The following is a 20,288-nucleotide window of genomic DNA, read 5'->3' on the forward strand; positions in this document are numbered from 1 at the left end:
GACATCGCAAAGGGAGGCCGCAAAAACAAAGGGCCTTCCGAATGGAAGGCCCTTCATAGGTGGCGCGGCTGGCAGGATTCGAACCCACGACCCCTTGGTTCGTAGCCAAGTACTCTATCCAACTGAGCTACAGCCGCACGCAGAAGCGAAATTATAGCAAACTTCTGGGAAAAGGGAAGACATCGTGGGCGGTTTCTTCGATGTTTCTTCCCGCGCGTCCGATCGTGTACGCTTGAAGATTGACTCACGTAGTGATCCGCACCATGAACAAGGCATTTGTGAAAGAGTCGAGCGACGGCGACGACGACGATCTCGACATCGGCCAGCCGGAGGTGCCCGCCGGCGCCAAGAACTACATGACGCCCGCCGGCCACAAGCGTTTGCGCGACGAATTGCTTCATCTCATCGACGAAGAGCGGCCGGAAGTCGTCAAACTCGTCTCATGGGCCGCTTCGAACGGGGATCGTTCGGAGAACGGCGATTACATCTACGGCAAGCGCCGCCTGCGCGAGATCGATCGGCGTATTCGATTTTTGACCAAACGCCTCGATCTGGCGGAAGTTGTCGACGCCAGCAAGCAAGAGAACATCGACCAAGTGTTTTTCGGCGCAACGGTCGATTACGCGGGGCAGGACGGCGACGTGCGCACGGTCACGATCGTGGGGGTCGACGAGGTGGATCTCGATCGCGGTCACGTAAGCTGGATTTCTCCGGTCGCCCGGGCGCTCTTGAAGGCGCGCATCGGCGACGCCGTCACGCTGCACACGCCTGCCGGGCCCGAGCAGATCGACGTGCTCGATGTCCGGTATCCGCCGGCCGGCTAGGACGGATCAGGCTGAGGCGGTACATCCCGCGGGCGTCGACGCCAAGAAAAAAGCGCCGCAATAGCGCGGCGCTTTGTCGTGGACCGGCGTGGCGACACGCCGGGACGCGAATGCTTAGAAGCGATGACGCAGGCCGGCTGTCACGGCGACTTGCTTGTCGGTCGACGACATGTTCAAGCCGTTGATGACGGCGCCGATACCCGTGCCCTTGTTCACGACGTGCTGGAATTCGCCGACGAGATAGACGTCGGTCCGCTTGGAAAGCGCGTAGTCGGCTTGCAAGTTGAACTGATTCCACTTCGGATGCACGCCGCCGATCGTGCTGTCGGTGTACGTGTAGGCGCCGGCCAGGCTCACGGCCGGGGTCAGCGCGTAGCGGGCGTTCAGTTCATAGTTGTTAAAGCGGGCGCCGCCACCGGGCAGGGCCAGCGTCGAAGCCGTGCCGGCGTTGGCCGCGTTCACGCCGAGGGCGTTGTCCAGACGCGTCTGGGTGAAGACGAAGCCGGCCGTGGCCGGGCCGAACGTATAGTTCAGGCCGCCGCCCCAAGTGCGCTGGCGACTCGCGACGAACGCGGCGTCGCCCGCGACGGCTCCGGGCGATGCCGCGGTTTGCGCCAGATTGTTGATGTCGTTGTTCAACTGCATATAGGCGGCCGCAACGTTCAGCCCGCTCCATGTGTACGAAGCGCCGACGCTGTAAGCGCGGTTGTTCGAGAACTGGCCGGCCGTGTTCGAGAAGCCGTACATGGCGCCGAGCTTGAAGCCGCCGTAGTCCGCGCTTTGGAAATGGACCGAATTGTTGACGCGGAACGAGTTGTCGAGGTTATCGTTGTCAAACGGGTGGGCGAAATACGTACCGCCGTACTGCGTACCCGTGAGCGCCAGCGGCCCGAGGTACTGGACGACGTCGTCGTACTGGCGGCCGAGCGTGACCGTGCCGAATTGGTCGCTTTTCAGGCCAACCCAGGCTTGCCGGCCGAATTCGCGGCCGTTCTGCTTGAGCGTGCCGTTGTTGATGCCGAAGCCGTTTTCCAACGTGAAGATGGCTTTCAGGCCGCCGCCCAGGTCCTCGCTGCCGCGCAAGCCCCAGCGGCTACCGTTGACCGATCCTGTCGTTTGCTGCCAGGCGCTATGGCCGCCTTGATTGTTCGTATAGGTGATGCCGGCGTCGATGAGGCCGTACAGCGTCACGCTGCTCTGCGCGTGCGCCATCGTCGCGAATGCACCGGTCAGGGCGCCGACTAAAAGCGTCTTTTTCATCTTTCTCTCCAGAATCAGGAATGTCCTTGGGCTGTCGCGAGAGGCATCGACCGAAGCGGAACATCTGCACGCCCGCTTCGGCATGACATGCGGAAAATCGATGCAACAGGTCCGTTTCTCCGAACTGGGTCGAGTGTAAGGAGCCCTTCGCTCCGGCGTGCCTTTCGAAAACGGCAATAAAGTATTGATCGATCGGAAATGGCCGTGCATCTTACGTAAGTCATTGATACGTAAGCATTTGTTTCGACTTGATAGGGGGTCCGAAGCATAAAGGAAAACCGGCGTCGTTGCGTTTACGACACGCGAAACTTTATGCTTTAAATACGGTCGTCGGTGTTACGTATGATTATTGACGTTTTTGAAAGAGAAGATTGCGGAATGCGAACTTAATACGTTGTGCCCGCCTCGCTATACTGCCGGTTCTGCTTGCCCAAGCAGACTTTTCGTCAAGAAAAGACGTCTCCAAACCTTTGTCGACGCGGCCTTTCAGCCGCGTTTTTTTTCGTTTTCTCGGTTTACTCGACGCGGCGCCGGGCGCGTCCGCGTTTGGCTTCCGAAGCGCGCTCGTCCACCTCGTCGTTTTCGAGCGGCAGGGCCCAGTCTTCCATCACGTAGTGTCGCGCGTCCATGGGCGAAGCCAGGAGGTTCTGCCAGTGGTCGCCGTGCCAAAACGGATCGACCTCGAGTAACGTGGTTGCGCTTTTCGTCTGACCAATCGATGCCGTCGCGAGATGGGGCACGCGTATGAGCCAAGAGACGAAGCGCTTGATGGGGATGGCTCGCATGGCGGTCTCCTGCAAATCGTCTAACTCGATGATCAGGCCGGCCCGGCTATACAGCAACCCCGGAAAAATACTGACAGTAGAAATATCTTGTTGCAAATAGTGAAAGTTTTTCCTGATTACTTGTTTTTGTTTGTTCGTTGCAGGTAATTATGACGGCAGCTCGGACATTTTCTCGTGCGAGATGCATATGAAACGCATCGGTACCCCACTTAATGAAAAATTTCTTGACGAGCACTTAACTGACCATTTATAAAAGCAGCGCCGGAATCACCCAGTGAGCGGCGCCCACGGGCAGAGAGACCGAGGCGTTGCTCATCCGAGGCTGGGCTTCAGGCGGAGGGCGCTGCCCGTCTATTAAAATTTCGAGGGAATCAGTACTATGGAAACCGGTGTCGTCAAATGGTTCAACGATGCTAAAGGCTTTGGCTTCATCACGACCGACAAGGGCAACGAGGACGTGTTTGCGCATTTCTCCGAGATTCAAGCTGATGGCTTCAAGTCTCTGAAAGAAAATCAACGCGTTCAGTTTGATGTGAAGACCGGCCCGAAGGGCAAGCAAGCGGCGAACATTCGCCCGCTGTAATACGTTTGTCCGGGGTACGCCGTGCCCGGCCGTCGTCGTCATGACGCAAGCCGGCGCGGCCCGCATCCTTACAAGGGCGCTCGGGTGGTGCATACTTCGTGCAACGAAGCACCCGAGCGCCCTTATTCATGTCAGATTTACTTCCTCCGGTTCCGGCAATCGATACGCCCATCGCTTTCGTCGATCTCGAAACCACAGGCGGGTCGGTCGCGGAGCACCGAATCACCGAAATCGGCGTCGTGCAAATCGGGCCGTCCGGCGTGTCGCGCTGGAGCACGCTCGTCAATCCGCAGCAGCATATTCCCCCATTTATTCAGTCGCTGACCGGCATTACCGACGCCATGGTGCGCGACGCGCCGACGTTCGCCTCGCTTGCCGCCGATTTGCTCGACCGCCTCGAGGGCAGTCTATTCGTGGCGCATAACGCCAGTTTCGACCGCGGCTTCCTGCGCGGCGAGTTCCAGCGTGCGGGGTTGGCGTTCAATCCGGATGTGCTTTGCACGGTCAAACTGTCCCGCGCCTTATGGCCCAACGAGAAGCGGCACGGGCTCGATGCGCTGATCGAGCGCCACGCGCTGGAACCGCTCGCTCGTCACCGCGCGCTGGCGGACGCCGATTTGCTCTGGCAATTCTGGCGTCGGCTGCATGCGGCGTGGCCGCTCGATGTGCTGCGCGGGCATATCGACCGCACGGTACGGCGCTATCGGATCGCCGGCGACATCACCGAAGACATGCTCGATTCGGCGCCGGCCGGGCATGGGGTGTATGCCTTCTTCGACGAGGCGGATTTGCCTCTCTACGTCGCTCGGAGCGTGCGCCTGCGACAGCGCGTTCGCGCCCATTTAACGGGGGAGCGGCGGTCGGCGCGCGAACTGCGGATTGCCGAGCAGGTGCGGCGCGTGCAATGGCTGGCGACCGGCGGCGAGATCGGTGCGCTGCTGACCGAGGCACAGTGGGTCGGGACGCTGCGCCCGGCGCACAACCGACAGCCGCGTTCCGTACGCGGCGAACCGAACGACGCGCCTTGGCCGTTCGAATCGGCGATCGTATTTGAGGAGCAGGAGGTTGACGCCGCGTCGCGCGTATTTCATGTCGTCGACCGGTGGTGCTATCTTGGCGCAGCACCGTGGCTCGAGGCGGCGCGATCGCTCGCCGTCGAGCGCGCGCCGGTGTTCGAACCCGCAACGTTTCGAATTCTGCAGACGCATCTCGCCCGAGGGTTGCGCGTCATGCCGTTGGAAAGCGCAGTATTGCCGGCCGAAACTGTCGCAGCGGGCTTGGCTTAGGGGAGCGCTTGAGCTCTGGCCCCACGGTGCGCTGGCAAGCGCGCTCAACGACAGCCGAACAAATGCGAAATTAGCCGACGTCGCCCGCGCCGCCGGCCCGGCAGACGTGAGACAGCGCGGTATTGAGCGCGCCGGCATCGACGGCGTCGTAGCGCGTCAACATTTTCCAGCTTTTGATTGCGCGCCCGAGCCGTGCCGGACAGTCGGCGGCTTCGCGCCACGGTTGCACGCGGGCAAGCGCCGGAACGAGCGCTGCCGTGAGCCGGTCCAGTTGCGGGCGCGTGCTCGTGGCAAGGTCGGGCGCCGGCTCGGACGGCGGCGACGCGCGCCAGCGCTCGAACAGCGCGGACTGCACCTGCTTGCTCGCTTCGATTTGATCCTGAAAGAAGGCGTGCGCGAACGTAGGCTCGACACCCGCCGCTTCGGCGCGCTTATCGACGTCGGCCAGCAACACCGCTTCGCGCGGTGCATCCGTGATGGGGCGATGGTTGGCCCACTTCCACCGGGCGACCGGGACGGCCAACGCCAAGCGCTGCGAGACGAGCGCGATCAGGTTGGTCATGGCGGTTTCGTCGCCGTCGGCGCGTGCGCTCTGCGCAGCGAACGAGAGCGCAAGGCAGAGCGCGAGCGCGGGCAGCGCCGCGCGGCGCATGCGAACGCTCATGCGAACGCTCGTGCGATGCGGGCCCGATGGCCCGCCATCGTCACTTTTGCTCGCACGACTTGCGTTGCTCGTCGAAAAACGCGCGCACGTGCTCGGGCAACTCAGTCGCCAAAAATTCAACGCCTACCGGTTCCGGATCCGGGCTGGACACTTTGTCGGGGGTCGGAATGTAGGTGGGCTTGGCTTCCATGATTTATCTCCTAGCACGAAACGATTATCCGACGCGGTCCCCTTTCCTTGCCAGCGCCGAATCTATTTTTAACGCTTTGTTGCATTAACGGCACACTTGTGGGCGCTTTGAAGATCGCGTGAACATCCATTGACGAAAATCAAAAAAACTCACGCGTATCGAGGCGCTTCGCATCTTGCGCAAGCTTGTGGCGCTTTTCGCCGAATGTCCGTGTCGAGGCGCACGTGTCGGTGCGTGTCGTCTTGCACGAGGCGCTGTTCCGAACCGGGTCAGCGCGCCGTGGGCAGCAACTCGATGCCTTCGAGCTGGGCGGCGCAAGTATCGCGAACGATCGTGACGAAATCGTCGAAGTAGGGGCGATGCGCGAAGGCCTCGCCGGCAATGGCGTACAACTCGCTCCAAAGTCCTTTCGGTTCGACGCGTTTGGCCAGTACGTAGTCGTGGTCGACGTAATTCTTCACGCCCCAGTTCGGCAGGGCGGCGATGCCTCGGCGGCTGGCGACGAGCTGCATGATCGCAATCGTCAGTTCCGCCGTACGGCGCTCGAGCTTGATGCCGGCCGGCTCCAACACCTCGCGAATGAGATCGATGCGCGATTCCGGCACGGGATAGGTGATCAGCGTTTCGCCGTCCAGATCGTGCGCACCCACGCGGCGCTTGTTGCGCAAGCGATGCTCGTTGGCCAGGACGACGAGGATTTCGAAGCGAAAGAGCGGCGCGACGTGCAGCCCGCGTTTGCCCGCCGGCATCGAGCCGATGACGACGTCCGCCTTGCCGTCGCTCAGCAGCCGCAACGGGTCCGCGTGAAAGCCCGCGACCAAGTCGACTTCGACCTCCGGCCAGCGCCGGCGGAATTCGTCCATGACAGGCATGAGCCAATCGAAGCACGTATGGCATTCGAGCACGATTCTCAGCTCTCCGGTCATGTCGCCTTTCAGCCGGAGCAGGTCGCGTTCGGCAGCGGCCAGCGCGGCAACCGTCTCGCGGGCGAGCGCCAGCAGCCGTTCGCCGGCCGACGTAAAGCGCAGCCCCTGTTTCGTGCGCTCGAACAGCGAGACCTGGTAATGCGATTCGATGTCGCGAATCTGGTGCGACAGCGCCGATTGGCTCAGGTGAACGCGCTCGGCGGCCGCGACCAGTTTGCCCGATTCGGCGATCGCAATCAGGGAGCGCAGATGGCGAATCTCAAGCATGGAGCCCCAGCGGAGTTGAAAAAATTGAGATATGAGTGGAATTCATACATTGATGAAAACATGTCGCTTGATGAATGATAGCGTGCGTCTCAGACTGGCGGCCATCCCAATTTCCGAGGTGGCTATGGCACGGACTCATATACTTGGTTTCCCGCGCGTCGGCGCGCAGCGCGAACTGAAGTTCGCGCAGGAAGCGTTCTGGCGCGCAGAAGCCGACGAGGCGCATCTGCGCGAGGTCGCATCGACGCTGCGGCTGCGGCATTGGCAACTGCAGCGCGCCGCTGGACTCGACTACATCGCAGTCGGCGACTTTGCCTACTACGACCAAATGCTCGGCATGAGCGCATTGCTCGGGGCGCTGCCGCATCGCTTCGGCTTCGACCCGGCCACGTTGACGCTCGCTCAGTACTACGAGCTGGCGCGCGGCAACGCGGCGCAGCCGGCGATGGAAATGACGAAGTGGTTCGACACCAACTATCACTATCTGGTGCCTGAACTCGGGCCGGACACCAAGTTCGACGGCGGCGTCGACTGGTTTTTCGACGAGGTCGACGAAGCGCTTGCCTTGGGCACGCCAGTCAAGCCCGTGCTGATTGGACCCATCACCTATCTGCGGCTGGCCAAGACGCATGTGGCCGGATTCGACCGCTTGAGCCTGCTGCCGCGGCTCGTCAACCGGTACGTGCGAATCGTCGACGCGTTGAAAGCGCGCGGCGTCGAATGGATCCAGTTGGACGAACCCGCGCTTTGCGTGGACCTCGAAGGGGAGTGGCTCGATGCGCTGAGCGCGGCCTACGAGGCGATCGGCGCCTGCGGGGTGAAGGTGCTGCTCGCGACCTACTTCGAAACGGCGGCCGATCACGCCGCACGCATCGCGAAGCTGCCGATTCAGGGCGTGCACGTGGACCTCGTTCGCGCGCCCGCTCAACTCGACGCGTGGCGGACCGTCTTGCCCAAAAGCATGGTGCTGTCGGCCGGCGTCGTCGACGGGCGCAACATCTGGCGCACGGACCTGCGCGCTGTCGTGCGATCGCTCGCCACGCTGCGCGCCGAATTCGGCGAGCGGCTGTGGATCGCGCCGTCGTGCTCGCTGCTGCACGTGCCGGTCTCGCTCGAAGGCGAGCGCAAGCTCGACGCGCAGTTGAAATCATGGCTGGCCTTCGCCACCGAAAAGCTCGACGAGGTGGGCACGATCGCGCTGGCGCTCGACGATGCGCAAGCCGCCGAACCGGCTTTGGCGCAAGCGGATGCCGCGCTGGCCTCGCGCCGGCAATCGGGCGCCGTCGTCAATGCGCTCGTGCAAAAGCGCGTGGCCGCCGTGACCGAGGCGATGGCTAACCGCAAGCTGAGCTTCGCCGAGCGTAATCGCCTTCAGCGCGAGGCGTTGCGGCTGCCGCTTTTGCCGACGACGACGATCGGCTCCTTCCCGCAGACGCCGGCCATCCGCCAAGCGCGCGCGGCCTATAAGCGCGGCGAACTGGGCGCACTCGACTATCTCGAGCGCATGCGCGCGGAAATCGAGGTGGCCGTGCGCCGCCAGGAGGCGCTGGACATCGACGTGCTCGTGCATGGCGAAGCCGAGCGCAACGACATGGTCGAATATTTCGGCGAGCAACTCTGGGGCTATGCGTTCACCGAGAACGGGTGGGTGCAAAGCTACGGGTCGCGTTGCGTCAAGCCGCCGATCATCTACGGCGATGTCTATCGCCCCGAGCCGATGACGGTCGAGACGGCCAAGTATGCGCAGTCGCTGACGAGCCGCCCCGTCAAAGGCATGCTGACGGGCCCCGTGACGATGCTGCAGTGGTCCTTCGTGCGCGACGACCAGCCGCGCGCCACGACGGCGTTGCAGTTGGCGCTGGCCATCAGGGACGAGGTTGTCGACCTGGAAAAGGCCGGTATCCGCATCATCCAGATCGACGAGCCCGCGTTCCGCGAGGGACTTCCGCTACGCCGGGGCGATTGGCCCGCGTACCTCGACTGGGCAGCTCGCGCGTTCCGCATTTCGGCGGCCGGCGTGGCCGATGAGACGCAGATCCATACGCACATGTGCTATTCGGAGTTCAACGACATTCTGCCGTCGATCGCCGCGATGGACGCCGACGTCATCACGATCGAAACGTCGCGCTCGGCGATGGAGCTGCTCGACGGCTTCGGCGCCTTCTCCTATCCGAACGAGATCGGGCCGGGTGTCTACGACATCCATTCGCCGCGCGTGCCGACCGCGGAGGCGATCGAGCGGTTGCTCGAGCGCGCCTGCGAAGTGGTGCCGGCCGAGCGTCTTTGGGTCAACCCCGACTGCGGGCTGAAGACGCGCGGCTGGCCCGAGACCGAAGCGGCGCTCGCCAATATGGTCCGGGCGGCGAAGACGTTGAGGGCGCGCTTGGCGGCTACGGTCTAGTTTGCACGAGCTTTTCCGCGTCATCTTGGCGCCGGTGGCGATTGGCAGCCGGCGCCAAGTCGCTGTTACGCGTTCGCACCAGGCGCCGGCACCCTGACGGGCCGGTCGTACGTGTCGGGCTTGCTGCGCACGTCGACGTGGCCATGGATGCGCGCCTGATGGCCGTCCTCGAACATGTAGTACGGGAACGGTCGCGCGGGCTCGGAGGCGGCGTCCAAACGCACGACGAGCGCGGGATCGAGCGTGAACTCGAGCGAGGCCAGCGAGTCGCGCAATTGCTCGGGCTTCGTGGCGCCCACGATGATGCTCGAGACGCCGCGTTTTTGATGAAGCCAGTTCAGCGCGACTTGCGCCATCGGCCGATTCGCCTCGCGCGCCACCGCTTCGAGTTCGGCGACGATACGGAAATTGCGCTCGGTCAGCTTGTCGAAGCCCGGCGGCGGTTTCGCGCCGGGGTTTTGCGCGAGCACCGTTTCAAGCCGGCCGCTGCCCGTGAAGCTGCCTTGCGACGGCTTGTATTTGCCGGAGAGCACGCCCATGGCGAGCGGGCTCCACGGTACGAGGCCCATGCCCAGTTCGGAGGCCAGATCCGCGAACTCGAGCTCGGCGTTGCGCTCGACCATCGAATACTCGAGCTGCATCGCGGCGACGGGTTCGAAGCCGCGCCACTGCGCGAGCGTCTGGGCGCGCGCCGCGAACCACGCCGGCGTATCCGACAACCCGACGTAGCGAATTTTCCCGGCTCGAACCGCGTCGTCCATCGTGCGCATGACCTCGTCGACGGGCGTCATGCGATCCCAGGTGTGCAAGTAGTACAGATCGATGTAGTCGGTGTTCAGACGCTTGAGCGAGCCCTCGAGCGAGCGCATCAGATTCTTGCGGTGATTGCCGCCCGCATTCGGGTTGCCCGCTTGCGCGCTGTAGCTGTACTTCGTCGCGATGACGACGCGGTCGCGCAGGCCGCGGGCCGCGACGAACTTGCCGACGAAGCGTTCGCTCGTGCCCTCTGTATACAGATCCGCCGTATCGATGAAGTTGCCGCCTTCGTCCACGTAAAGGTCGAACAGGCGCTGCGCCGTTGCCTCGTCGGCGCCCCAGCCCCATTCGTCGCCGAACGTCATCGTGCCCAGCGAGATCGGCGAAACGCGCAGGCCCGAGCGGCCTAGCAGGGTGTAGCGGTCCATCGTCATGTCAGTGCTCCTCGGTCGGAAAGAAGGGTCGATGGGCGTATCGTGCGCCATTTGATCTTGTGGAAAAATAGCGTCGAACTGAATGAATTGTGAAGCTGTGCTTCATAAAACTCATCGAAGGAGGGCGCTGTGGATCCTACCCAGTTGCCGGCGCTCGTGGCATTCGCGAGCGTCGCCCGTCATGGGAGCTTTACGCGCGCCGCGGCGGAGGGCGGCGTATCGGCATCGGCGTTGTCGCAGACCATTCGCGCGCTCGAGGCCCAGTTGAATGTGCGGTTGTTCAACCGCACCACGCGGCGGGTCGCGCTGACGGAGGCGGGCGGGCAGTTTCTCGAGCGCGTGCGTCCGGCGTTGTCGATGCTCGAGGCGGCGTACGAATCGCTCGACGAAACTCGAGGCGAACCCACGGGCACGTTGCGCGTCAACCTTCCTCGCATTGCCAGCGATTTGCTCGTGATGCCGCATCTGGCTGAATTCGCGCAGCGCTATCCGCGCGTCGTCGTGGAGTTGACGCTAGATGACGGGCTGACCGATTTGATCGCCGAGGGCTTCGATGCGGGCATTCGGTTGGGTGAGCGGCTCGCGCGCGACATGGTGGCGGTGCCGTTGTCCGGGCCGCTGCGAATCGCCGTGGCCGGTTCGCTCGCGTATTTTTCGCGCTACCCCAAACCTAAGACGCCCGACGATTTGATTCGCCATGACTGCCTGCGCTATCGCTTTTCGACGAGCCGCGGCATTTATCGGTGGGAGTTCGCTGAATCGGGTGCAGGCGGAGGAACATCGCGCCGCGTATTCGAGGTGGAGCCGAACGGCTCTTTCGTGACGAACGATCTGCGTACGATGGTGACGGCGGCGGAGCAGGGTGTCGGGTTGCTGCACGTCATCGAAGATTTTATTCGGCCGCAATTAGCCGACGGACGGCTCGTGCGCGTGCTCGACGATTGGGCGCTGACATTCGACGGGTTTTCGCTCTACATGCCGAGCCGCACGCAAATGCCGTCGAAACTACGGGTGTTCGTGGATTTTTTGAAGGAGAAAGTTCGTCTCCGAAGAGATCCGGTGCACGGCTGAACGCTGCAGGCACAATTGTCACCGCCCTCCAAGTCATCTGGCGATAAAGGACGAGAATTTGGCATAAATAGACGACTCCCAATTCGTAAATCGATCCAATAATGACCGTCCCAACTCAATGCTCTGACGAAACGTTTCGCAAGCACCTTTTGTGCAACCGAATCGATGTGGAGGGACGGATGAGATGCAACGACGAACGGGGCGCTCGACTCAAGCCCAAGCTTATGGCCATCGCACTAGCCGCGTTATACGGCGTGGCGCCAACAGCGCATGCGGGCGCTCTGCCTGACGGTGGTCATTTCGTGGCCGGCAGCGGTTCGATCGCGGGATCGAGCGGGGCGCTCACGATCAATCAAACTTCGGCGCGCGGCGTAATCGATTGGAACGGCTTTTCGATCGGCAGCGGCAACCGGGTGACATTCGACAATGGAAACGGCGCAACGCTCAATCGTGTCACGGGCGGCAACACGTCGACAATTCTCGGCACGCTCTCGGCGACCGGCAGCGTTTATTTGATCAACCCGCAGGGTGTCGTAGTCGGGTCGAGCGGAGTCGTCGCGACGGGCGGCCGCTTTGTCGCCTCGACGCTCGATACCGACAACGATTCGTTCATGAACGGCGGCCCGTTGGCTCTATCGGGTTCGTCTACGCGGCGCGTCGTGAATCTGGGCAAGATTGGCTCGACCAACGGCGATGTCTTCTTGATCTCGGCCGATGAAGTCGACAACACAGGCAGCATCAGTGCGCCAAAGGGCACGGCTGAAATCGGCGCCGGGAAGAAGGTCCTCTTGCAGGATTCGTCGACGGGGCAGCAGGTCTTCGTCGAAACCGGCAGCCACGGCGTCATCAAAAATGCCGGCCCGATCAGCGCCGCGCAAGTAAATTTGCAGGCCGCCGACGGCAACATCTTCGCACTGGCGGGGGATCACACAACGATTCGCGCGACGGGCACCGCGCAGCGCAACGGGCATGTCTGGCTGGTAGCCGATGCAGGAGCGGTGGCGCTGGGCGGCACGATCGAGGCGCGCAATGAGGACGGCGCCGGCGGGACGGTGGATACCGACGGCGCGCAGTTGCAACTGGGCTCCACCGGCATCACCCCGTTGGTCAAGGCGGGCCAGTGGAATCTATCGTCGCGGCAGTTCGCGGTCGACGACAGCGCTGCCGCTTCGCTCGTTCGAAGTCTGAATGCCGGGACATCGGTCGACCTCGAGACGACGGGCGGCGCGAGCAGCACCGGCGACATCGACGTTGCATCCAAGCTCAATTGGAACGGCAATGCTTCGCTTACGCTAGGTGCTTACCGATCGGTGGCCGTCGATTACGGGGTGCTCGTCTCGAATAAGGGCAGCGGCAGTCTGACATTGCGCGCCGATACCACGGGCATCGACAACGGCGGCGGCGTGCGCAACAACGGCGCCATCGATTGGTCGGGCAGCACGGGAGTCGCCAGCCTGCTTTTCGATATGAACGGTGGCTACAGTCCCGGGGCGCTGATCACGAATGCGAAATGGTCGTCGCCGCTTTATAGCGGCCTCGTCACGCAAATCACGGGATATCAGCTCGTCAATTCGGTCGCGGACCTGCAGAACATTCAAGGTTTTCTGGCGGGCGCCTATGCGCTCGGAAGAGACATCGACGCGAGCGGCGCTGCATTCACCACGCTAGCGGCTTCGGGAACGGCGTTCACGGGCCAGTTCGACGGTCTGTGGCACACGATCTCGCATCTCTCGCCCAGCTACAACGGCGTATTCGGGACCATCGCCGCGGGCGCCGTCGTGCGGGACGTCAACGTCAATGCCAGTACCGGGGTGGGCTCGACCAGCGGGGGCATCCTGGTGAACAACAACTACGGGACGATCGTCAACGCGTTTACCTCTGGAACGATCGTCGATCCGTACAGCGATGACGGCGCGACGCTGGGAGGGCTCGTCGGAACGAACTACGGGTTGATCGCCCGGTCCGGCAGCAGCGCGGCAGTGGAAGCGGACAGCGGCGCCGCGGGGCTTGTCGCGGACAACGAAGGAACGATCACGCAGTCCTACGCAACGGGCTCGGTCTCGGGGCTCTCGACGCACGGGGCGGCTGGGGGGCTTGTGGTTGGAAACGGGCCTGGCGCGACGATTACCCAGTCGTACGCATCCGGTTATGTCGAGACGCCCAGTTCCTTCCACGGGTGGGGAGGTATATGCGGCGGTTGTACGGGGCTGGCGAGTGACGTGTATTGGAGCCCCGAACTGCAGGGACAGACGACGAGCGGCGACCCGAATTTGCCTGCGGCGAATGCGCTGACCGCAGCCCAAATGCAAAACCCGGCCAGCTTCGTCGGTTGGGACTTCAGCCCGAACGGCGTCTGGGCGATGCCGGTTGGGGCGACGCATCCCGTGCTTGCCTGGCAGGTCTCGCATCCGTGATGTTTGCCGTATGAGCAGCGCTTGACGCTGCTCGTCGCTGAGTCGTGCGACGTTGCGAAGTCGCTTCGCTTGGTTCTGGTGCAAGCGGCGAAAGCGATGGCCAGAAAGCATAAAGCCCAGTCGCGCGAACCGGGCTTTATGCTTGCGTCTTGACGGTGCCGATGCACGCGACGACCAGGAAAGTGACGGCCCCTGACGACTTGTTTGTGGTGGGGAAGCCGAATATACTTGCCAGTGTTGCAGGCAAGCGCGGAACCTGTAGAGGTCGTCGCAAGACGGCAGCCCAGATGGGTGGGATCCTCGAATCCGGGGCCTGCAACAGTCCTCCCTCTCTCTTTCCCTCAGTTGGCGACTACTGCCAGCACGCGTTTTTTCTCCCCCGAATCGGCACACCATAACTTCAGTCCGTAGCCATTGGCGATTCCGCGATTCCGCGATTCCGGTAGATATTGCGTGCAAGGAGCCGCAGGTACCCATCTTCTGTCTCTCCGTATACGGAACGGTGCACCGCATAGAACGCCCCAGTGGCCACCGCGTCCGCGATTTGTAGTCCAGCGAGTTGGTCGTGTGCGACGGCGCCGACTGCATCCGGTTCTACGCTGCCCCAATGGATACGCACCTCCGAAAGACTGCGCAGGCGTCGCAAGTAGTCGCGCAGATCCTCATACGACATCGCTGATCGATTCGAGAAAATCAATTCCGCTAGACCATTGCCCGTGTCGCCGGGCCGATAGTAGTCACGGCACAGCCAACTGACGCGCTCGATCAGCAGACGGCTCGCGTAGCGATACAACGAGAACTTTTCCTGCTGGAAATTTTCGGGATCGACGATCGACGGCTTATGCACGAGGACGTGGATATGCCGAAGCGGCGACTCGCCGATCCGACGAACGAACGGCACGCGCTGTTCGTGCTTGAGATGGCGAAAGTGTAGCGCTTGCTTTGGTCCCTTCTTTAAAAGGACGCGCACCTCCTTCGCTAGTCGAACAAGTTGGAGATCGCGCTCCCTTCTAGTCACGACCGCCGATAAAACAAACCATCGTGAGCTTCCTTGTTCGCCGGGCAAGAATTTAAACCCTTCGTCTCCGGATTCATCGATATAGACACGGAAGCTGCTTGGCATGCGGCGTGATTGGGGCGGAAGGCATATCGAGGCGACAATCCCGTTGTCGCGAATGCCGCCATATTAGCGACATGGCTGTCGGTGCTTAGCGTTGGGTCAGTTTTTCCAGACCAGTCCGAGCAAGGTACGTCGGTTGGCGCTTGGTGCGAAGGGGAGACGTTTCTGTGAGGCGGCGGTCGCCGGCAGTGGTCACTGCCAACAAAATGGCTGCCGCGTCGGACTAGGCATGAAGCAGCGCGCACCAATCGCCGCGCTGGGTCAACTCTAAAATGAAAAGGCCCAGCCTTGCGGGCTGGGCCTTTCACAGGAATTCCTGGTGCCGGAAAGAGGAATCGAACCCCCGACCTTCGCATTACGAATGCGCTGCTCTACCGTCTGAGCTATTCCGGCATCAACATCAGAGAAACGCGATTATAGAGACACTTTGCCGAGGTGCGCAAGCCCCTCCGATCATTTTTTTTCTTCGTGGTGATAGCGCGTCACGCGATCGACCTCGTTCTTCGACCCGAGGAACACGGCAACCCGTTCGTGCAGACTCTTCGGTTGAATGTCCAAGATGCGATCCACGCCGTTCGTGGCCGCGCCGCCAGCCTGCTCGACGATGAATGCCATCGGGTTCGCTTCGTACATGAGCCGCAGCTTGCCCGGCTTGTCCGGCGTGCGCTTGTCGGCCGGGTACATGAAGATGCCGCCGCGGTTCAAGATGCGGTGAACGTCGGCCACCATCGACGCGACCCAGCGCGTGTTGAAATCGGCCTGACGCGGTCCCTCCTTGCCCGCCAGCAGCTCGCCGACATAACGCTGCACAGGCTCGTACCAATGCCGCTCATTCGATGCGTTGATCGCATACTCACGCGTGTCTTGCGGCACGCGAAGGTTGTTGTGCGTGAGCACCCACGAGCCGAGCTCGCGATCGAGCGTAAAGCAGTTCACGCCGTTGCCCGTCGTCAGCACGAGCACCGTTTGCGGACCGTACACGGCGTAGCCGGCCGCCACTTGCTGCCGGCCCGGCTGCAGGAACGATTGCTCGGTCGCTTCCTGGCCGTCGGGACAGCGCAGGACCGAAAAGATCGTGCCGATCGAGACGTTGACGTCGATGTTCGACGAGCCGTCGAGCGGATCGAACACGAGCAGATACTCGCCGCGCGGGTAGTTCGAGGGAATCGGGAACAGCGTCTCCATTTCCTCGGACGCCATCCCGGCGAGGTTGCCGCCCCACTCGTTGGCATCGAGCAAGATTTCGTTGGACAGCACGTCGAGCTTCTTTTGCACCTCGCCTTGGACATTCTCGGTGCCCGCCGTGCCGAGCGCTTCGCCCAGCGCGCCTTTGCTCACGTGATAGCTGATGAGCTTGCAGGCGCGCGCCACGACCTCGATCAGCAGACGCAAGTCGGCCGGCAGGTTGTTCGTTTCGCGTTGCTGCTCGATCAGGTACTTGGTCAGGGTGGTGCGTCGTTGCAAAGACATTGCGGTGCTCCGAAAGCCATGGGAATGCGACGATTTTACCCGCGGCCCGCGGCGGGGCCTCGCGTTTTTGTAAGCATCCGTACGCTGAGCGGCGTTCCGCGCTCGATGCGGCGCCGTTCGACCGCGCAAAAAAACCGAAAAAAAACCGGCGCATGCGCCGGTTCTTCAAAGACTTCGATGTCGATGCGCCTATGCCAGCGCCTTCTCCACGATCTCACGTACGTCGCGCGATTTGACTTGCGCGGCCACTCGCTCGAGCGCTTCGCGCATGCGCTCGCGCAGCGCCGGCGTGTAGCGGCGCCACAGTTCGAGCGAGCGTGCAAGGCGCGCGGCGACCTGCGGGTTGAGCGCGTCGAGCGCGATGACCTGCTCGGCCCAGAAGGCGTAACCGGAGCCGTCGATGGCGTGAAACTGCGAAGGATTTGCCGCGCAGAAGCTGAAGATCAGCGAGCGCGCGCGATTCGGGTTGCGCAGTGTGAACGCCGGATGCGCCATCAATCGACGCACCACATCGATCACGGGCCGCTCGGCGCTGCCGCGCTGCGTCGCTTGCAGCGCGAACCACTTATCGATCACGAGCGGCTGTTGCTCGAAGCGGCGGTAGAAATCGGCGAGCGCCGTTTCCGCTGCACCCGCGCCGGCAGTGGCCGAGGCCGCGAGCAAGGCGCCGAGGGCAGCCGCGCGGTCGGTCATGTTGTCGGCCCCCTCGTATTGTGCATTCGCGAGACGAATCGCCTCGGCCGGATCGTCGAGCTCGGCAAGGTAGGCAAGCGCGAGATTTTTCAGAGCGCGATGTCCGGCCGCTTGCGGCGTCGGTTCATAGGCGCCCGGCGTCGCATGGCGTTCATAGATCGAGAGCCATTCGTTCTTGAACGCCGTGGCGAGGCGCCGGCGCGCGAATTGTCGCGCCGCATGGACGGCTGCCGGGTCGGCCTCGTCCATTTGCTCCGCCAGATACGACTCCGACGGCAGCATCAGGGCCAGCTCGCGAAATGCGGGCGAGAGCGATTCGTCGGTGAGCACGCGTGCGAAGGCGGCGATGACCGAATCGTCGAGCGACAGCGCCTGTCCTTGCGCCGCACGGCCGGCAAGCGCGAGCAACTCACGCGTGGCGAGCCGCTGTCCGGCTTCCCAGCGAATGAATGGGTCGCTGTCGTGCGCGAGCAGAAACGCGAGCTCATCGTTCGTGTATTCGTACTCGACGATGACGGGCGCCGAGAAATTGCGCAGCAGAGAGGGCAGCGGCGCCTCCTTCACATCGACGAACGTGAATGTCTGCTCTTGCTCGGTCAGCTCGATCACGCGCGTCGTAACCGTTGCGGCCGCTTGATCTTCACCCTCGAGCCGCAGCGCGATGTCGTTGCCTTGCCGGTCGATGAGCCCGATCGCGAACGGGATCAGCAGCGGGCCCTTTTGCGTTTCGCGCGCCGCGGGCGCCGCGTCGCCGTAGCTTTGCGCCAGCGTGACGCTATAGCGCCGCGTGGACGCGTCGTAGGCCGTGCGCACCGAGACGCGCGGCGTGCCGGCTTGGCTGTACCAGCGTTCGAACTGCGTCAAGTCGCGGCCGTTGGCGTCGGCCATCGCATGGCGGAAGTCGTCGCAGGTGACGGCTTGCCCATCGTGACGCTTGAAGTACAGGTCCATGCCGCGCCTGAAGCCCTCGCGGCCGAACAGCGTCTGATACATCCGCACGACTTCGGCGCCTTTTTCGTAGACGGTCATCGTGTAGAAGTTGTTGATCTCGACGTAGCTGTCCGGGCGCACCGGGTGCGCCATCGGGCCCGCATCCTCGGCGAACTGCATCTGACGCAGCACGCGCACGTCTTCGATACGCTTGACGGCGCGTGCCGTTTCATCGGTTGCGCCGCCTTCCATGTCCGCCGAGAACTCCTGGTCGCGAAACACGGTGAGCCCTTCCTTGAGGCTCAGCTGGAACCAATCGCGGCACGTGACGCGGTTGCCCGTCCAGTTGTGGAAATACTCGTGACCGACGACCGCTTCGACATTGCTGAAGTCGGTATCGGTGGCGGTTTCCTGATTGGCGAGCACGTACTTCGTGTTGAAGATGTTGAGCCCCTTGTTCTCCATCGCGCCCATGTTGAAATCGCCGACGGCGACGATCATGAAGCGGTCGAGATCGAGTTCGAGGCCGAAGCGTTCTTCATCCCAGCGAATCGAATGGATCAGCGAATCCATGGCGTGCCGCGTCTTGTCCAAGTCGTGCGGCTCGACCCAAACCTGCAGCAGCTTCTCCTTGCCGGAGCCCGTGCGGATACGCTCTTCGAGCGCGACGAGTTTGCCCGCGACGAGCGCGAACAAGTAGCTCGGTTTCTTGAAAGGGTCTTCCCATTTCGCGAAGTGGCGGCCGTCCGGCAGTTCGCCCTCGTCGATGAGATTGCCGTTCGAGAGCAGCACGGGGTAGGCGGCTTTGTCCGCGCGCAGCGTGACCGTAAAGGTCGACATGACGTCGGGCCGATCCAAAAAGTACGTGATGCGGCGAAAACCTTCGGCTTCGCACTGCGTGAAGAAATTGCCGCTCGAGACGTACAAGCCGGAAAGCGTGGTGTTCTCGGCGGGATTGCAGGCGCTCTCGATGACGAGCTCGAAAGCGTCGGGCACGTTCTCGATCGTCAGGCCATGTTCATGGGCGCGGACGGCGCTTGCCGGTACGGCCTTGCCGTCGATCGCGGCGCCAATGTATTCGAGCGCTTCGCCCATGAGTTCGAGACGCGCATTCGCTGCGGCGTGCGGATTGCGCCGAAGCCGCATCGTGTTTTTGACGACCGTGCGCTCGGGTACGAGATCGAATTCGAGCGCGACCGATTCGATGAGGAAGGCGGGCGGTGCATAGTCGGCCCGGCGGATCACAGCGGGATTGGCGGTATCGGACATGGCGATGGATGAAAGAAACCGATTTCGGCTCGCGTGCCCCGGCAGGGGCGCCTCGCGCGAGGGCAGTCGCCCATTGTACAAAGGCGCGCGCGGATATGCCGAAACGATCGACGACTTTGGAAGCGGGGCTCGGTCGGCGGTATCATCAGCCCATTCGCGCGGCGCATGGGCCCGCGCGGGCGAGACGGGTGAGGGCGATAGGATGAAATGGGATCGATTGCGGCGCGTGGCCGTACCGGTGACGGCGTCGGCGATCATGTTGCTGTCGGGATGCACGACCTACGTGTCGACGCAGGTGACCGCTTTCTCGAACTGGAGCGGCAGCGACGCGACGCGCGCCTATGCGTTCGCTCGCACGGCCGCGCAGCAAAACAGCATTGAGCAGGCTACCTATGAACAGTGGGTCGCCAACGAGCTCGATGCGTACGCCTTTCGGCAGGTACCGGCCGCGGACGCGCGATATCTCGTCGGCTTGAGTTACGAGACGCGCGGCGACACCGTCACCGTGACGCAGCCGGTGTTTTACGGCAATCCCTGGCCAAGCCCGTTTTGGCGGCCGATCGGTCCCTGGGGCGCGTTCGGGCCGTTCCCGCCCGATTACGTCACGCAGAGCTATCCCGTATTCACGCACACGCTAGGCATTCGAATCACGGAGCGCGCATCGGGCAAGGAAGTCTACAACGTGACGGCGCGCAACACGGACGAGGATTCGTCGCTCGTGCATGCCATGCCGTACCTCGTGCGCAGCGCGCTGGCCGACTTCCCGCTCGCCAACGGCGTCGTGCGTACGGTGCGTCTTCGCTACGATAAGCACGGCGCCGTGCTGACGAACGAAGTGCCCGTTGCGCGACCGGGCGCGGGGGCGCCGGCCGCGGCATCGGGTGCAGGAACGGGAGCTGCGCCCAAGTGAACGGAACGGCGGCCGCGGGCGATTCGCCCGCCGCC

General features: G+C 62.8%; 16 protein-coding genes and 2 tRNA genes. 7 read left to right on the forward strand and 11 right to left on the reverse strand.

Annotation, left to right across the window (positions count from 1 at the left end):
* Nucleotides 1–60: 60 nt before the first annotated feature.
* A tRNA-Arg gene (locus tag ACTHNR_RS26710) sits at nucleotides 61–137 on the reverse strand.
* A gap of 126 nt (nucleotides 138–263) precedes the next feature.
* Here ACTHNR_RS26710 and greB point away from each other — a divergent pair.
* Nucleotides 264–824 carry a transcription elongation factor GreB gene (gene greB / locus ACTHNR_RS26715; protein ID WP_440551872.1) on the forward strand — a complete coding sequence of 187 codons (561 nt, stop codon included), beginning with the start codon at nucleotides 264–266 and terminating at the stop codon, nucleotides 822–824.
* Nucleotides 825–938: 114 nt separating this feature from the next.
* Here greB and ACTHNR_RS26720 read toward each other — a convergent pair whose 3' ends face one another.
* Together ACTHNR_RS26720 and ACTHNR_RS26725 are read right to left on the reverse strand one after the other, a co-directional pair.
* Nucleotides 939–2,084, reverse strand: a complete 1,146-nt coding sequence (locus ACTHNR_RS26720; protein WP_440551873.1) for a porin — start codon at nucleotides 2,082–2,084, stop codon at nucleotides 939–941.
* Between the two features lie 515 nt (nucleotides 2,085–2,599).
* On the reverse strand, nucleotides 2,600–2,869 hold the full coding sequence (locus ACTHNR_RS26725) for a hypothetical protein (RefSeq protein WP_440551875.1): 270 nt from the start codon (nucleotides 2,867–2,869) through the stop codon (nucleotides 2,600–2,602).
* A gap of 379 nt (nucleotides 2,870–3,248) precedes the next feature.
* On the opposite strand from ACTHNR_RS26725, the gene ACTHNR_RS26730 reads away from it, so the two are divergent.
* On the forward strand, nucleotides 3,249–3,452 hold the full coding sequence (locus ACTHNR_RS26730) for a cold-shock protein (protein WP_115536799.1): 204 nt from the start codon (nucleotides 3,249–3,251) through the stop codon (nucleotides 3,450–3,452).
* 128 nt (nucleotides 3,453–3,580) lie between these two features.
* A complete protein-coding gene (locus tag ACTHNR_RS26735; RefSeq protein WP_440551877.1) occupies nucleotides 3,581–4,738 on the forward strand; it encodes an exonuclease domain-containing protein in 1,158 nt (385 codons plus the stop codon).
* A 70-nt stretch (nucleotides 4,739–4,808) separates the two neighbouring features.
* On the opposite strand, the gene ACTHNR_RS26740 is transcribed toward ACTHNR_RS26735, so the two are convergent.
* From ACTHNR_RS26740 to ACTHNR_RS26750, 3 genes are all read right to left on the reverse strand, one after another.
* On the reverse strand, nucleotides 4,809–5,402 hold the full coding sequence (locus tag ACTHNR_RS26740) for a chorismate mutase (RefSeq protein WP_440551879.1): 594 nt from the start codon (nucleotides 5,400–5,402) through the stop codon (nucleotides 4,809–4,811).
* Between the two features lie 40 nt (nucleotides 5,403–5,442).
* On the reverse strand, nucleotides 5,443–5,592 hold the full coding sequence (locus tag ACTHNR_RS26745; protein WP_440551880.1) for a hypothetical protein: 150 nt from the start codon (nucleotides 5,590–5,592) through the stop codon (nucleotides 5,443–5,445).
* Between the two features lie 269 nt (nucleotides 5,593–5,861).
* A complete protein-coding gene (locus ACTHNR_RS26750; protein ID WP_440551883.1) occupies nucleotides 5,862–6,785 on the reverse strand; it encodes a LysR family transcriptional regulator in 924 nt (307 codons plus the stop codon).
* A gap of 124 nt (nucleotides 6,786–6,909) precedes the next feature.
* Here ACTHNR_RS26750 and metE point away from each other — a divergent pair, with 124 nt between their 5' ends.
* Nucleotides 6,910–9,186, forward strand: coding sequence for a 5-methyltetrahydropteroyltriglutamate--homocysteine S-methyltransferase (gene metE / locus ACTHNR_RS26755; protein ID WP_440551886.1), 2,277 nt, complete (start codon nucleotides 6,910–6,912; stop codon nucleotides 9,184–9,186).
* 65 nt (nucleotides 9,187–9,251) lie between these two features.
* On the opposite strand, the gene ACTHNR_RS26760 is transcribed toward metE, so the two are convergent.
* The gene (locus ACTHNR_RS26760; RefSeq protein WP_440551888.1) at nucleotides 9,252–10,376 is read right to left on the reverse strand and encodes an aldo/keto reductase; all 1,125 of its coding nucleotides are present in this window, start codon (nucleotides 10,374–10,376) and stop codon (nucleotides 9,252–9,254) included.
* Between the two features lie 129 nt (nucleotides 10,377–10,505).
* On the opposite strand from ACTHNR_RS26760, the gene ACTHNR_RS26765 reads away from it, so the two are divergent.
* Together ACTHNR_RS26765 and ACTHNR_RS26770 are read left to right on the forward strand one after the other, a co-directional pair.
* On the forward strand, nucleotides 10,506–11,447 hold the full coding sequence (locus tag ACTHNR_RS26765; protein WP_440551890.1) for a LysR substrate-binding domain-containing protein: 942 nt from the start codon (nucleotides 10,506–10,508) through the stop codon (nucleotides 11,445–11,447).
* Nucleotides 11,448–11,626: 179 nt separating this feature from the next.
* A complete protein-coding gene (locus ACTHNR_RS26770) occupies nucleotides 11,627–13,861 on the forward strand; it encodes a two-partner secretion domain-containing protein (protein WP_440551892.1) in 2,235 nt (744 codons plus the stop codon).
* 400 nt (nucleotides 13,862–14,261) lie between these two features.
* Here ACTHNR_RS26770 and ACTHNR_RS26775 read toward each other — a convergent pair whose 3' ends face one another.
* The 4 genes from ACTHNR_RS26775 to pepN all read right to left on the reverse strand — a co-directional run bounded on the left by ACTHNR_RS26775 (nucleotide 14,262) and on the right by pepN (nucleotide 19,343).
* A complete protein-coding gene (locus ACTHNR_RS26775) occupies nucleotides 14,262–14,984 on the reverse strand; it encodes a DUF3800 domain-containing protein (RefSeq protein WP_440551894.1) in 723 nt (240 codons plus the stop codon).
* A 314-nt stretch (nucleotides 14,985–15,298) separates the two neighbouring features.
* Nucleotides 15,299–15,374: transfer RNA gene (locus ACTHNR_RS26780), tRNA-Thr, on the reverse strand.
* Between the two features lie 60 nt (nucleotides 15,375–15,434).
* Complete coding sequence (locus tag ACTHNR_RS26785; RefSeq protein WP_440551897.1) at nucleotides 15,435–16,451, reverse strand: class 1 fructose-bisphosphatase; 1,017 nt, start codon at nucleotides 16,449–16,451, stop codon at nucleotides 15,435–15,437.
* A gap of 189 nt (nucleotides 16,452–16,640) precedes the next feature.
* A complete protein-coding gene (gene pepN, locus ACTHNR_RS26790; RefSeq protein ID WP_440551899.1) occupies nucleotides 16,641–19,343 on the reverse strand; it encodes an aminopeptidase N in 2,703 nt (900 codons plus the stop codon).
* Nucleotides 19,344–19,545: 202 nt separating this feature from the next.
* On the opposite strand from pepN, the gene ACTHNR_RS26795 reads away from it, so the two are divergent.
* Nucleotides 19,546–20,253, forward strand: coding sequence for a DUF4136 domain-containing protein (locus ACTHNR_RS26795; protein WP_440551901.1), 708 nt, complete (start codon nucleotides 19,546–19,548; stop codon nucleotides 20,251–20,253).
* Nucleotides 20,254–20,288: the final 35 nt, after the last annotated feature.

It is taken from the genome of Trinickia sp., from assembly GCF_051954495.1.
Classification (GTDB): domain Bacteria; phylum Pseudomonadota; class Gammaproteobacteria; order Burkholderiales; family Burkholderiaceae; genus Trinickia.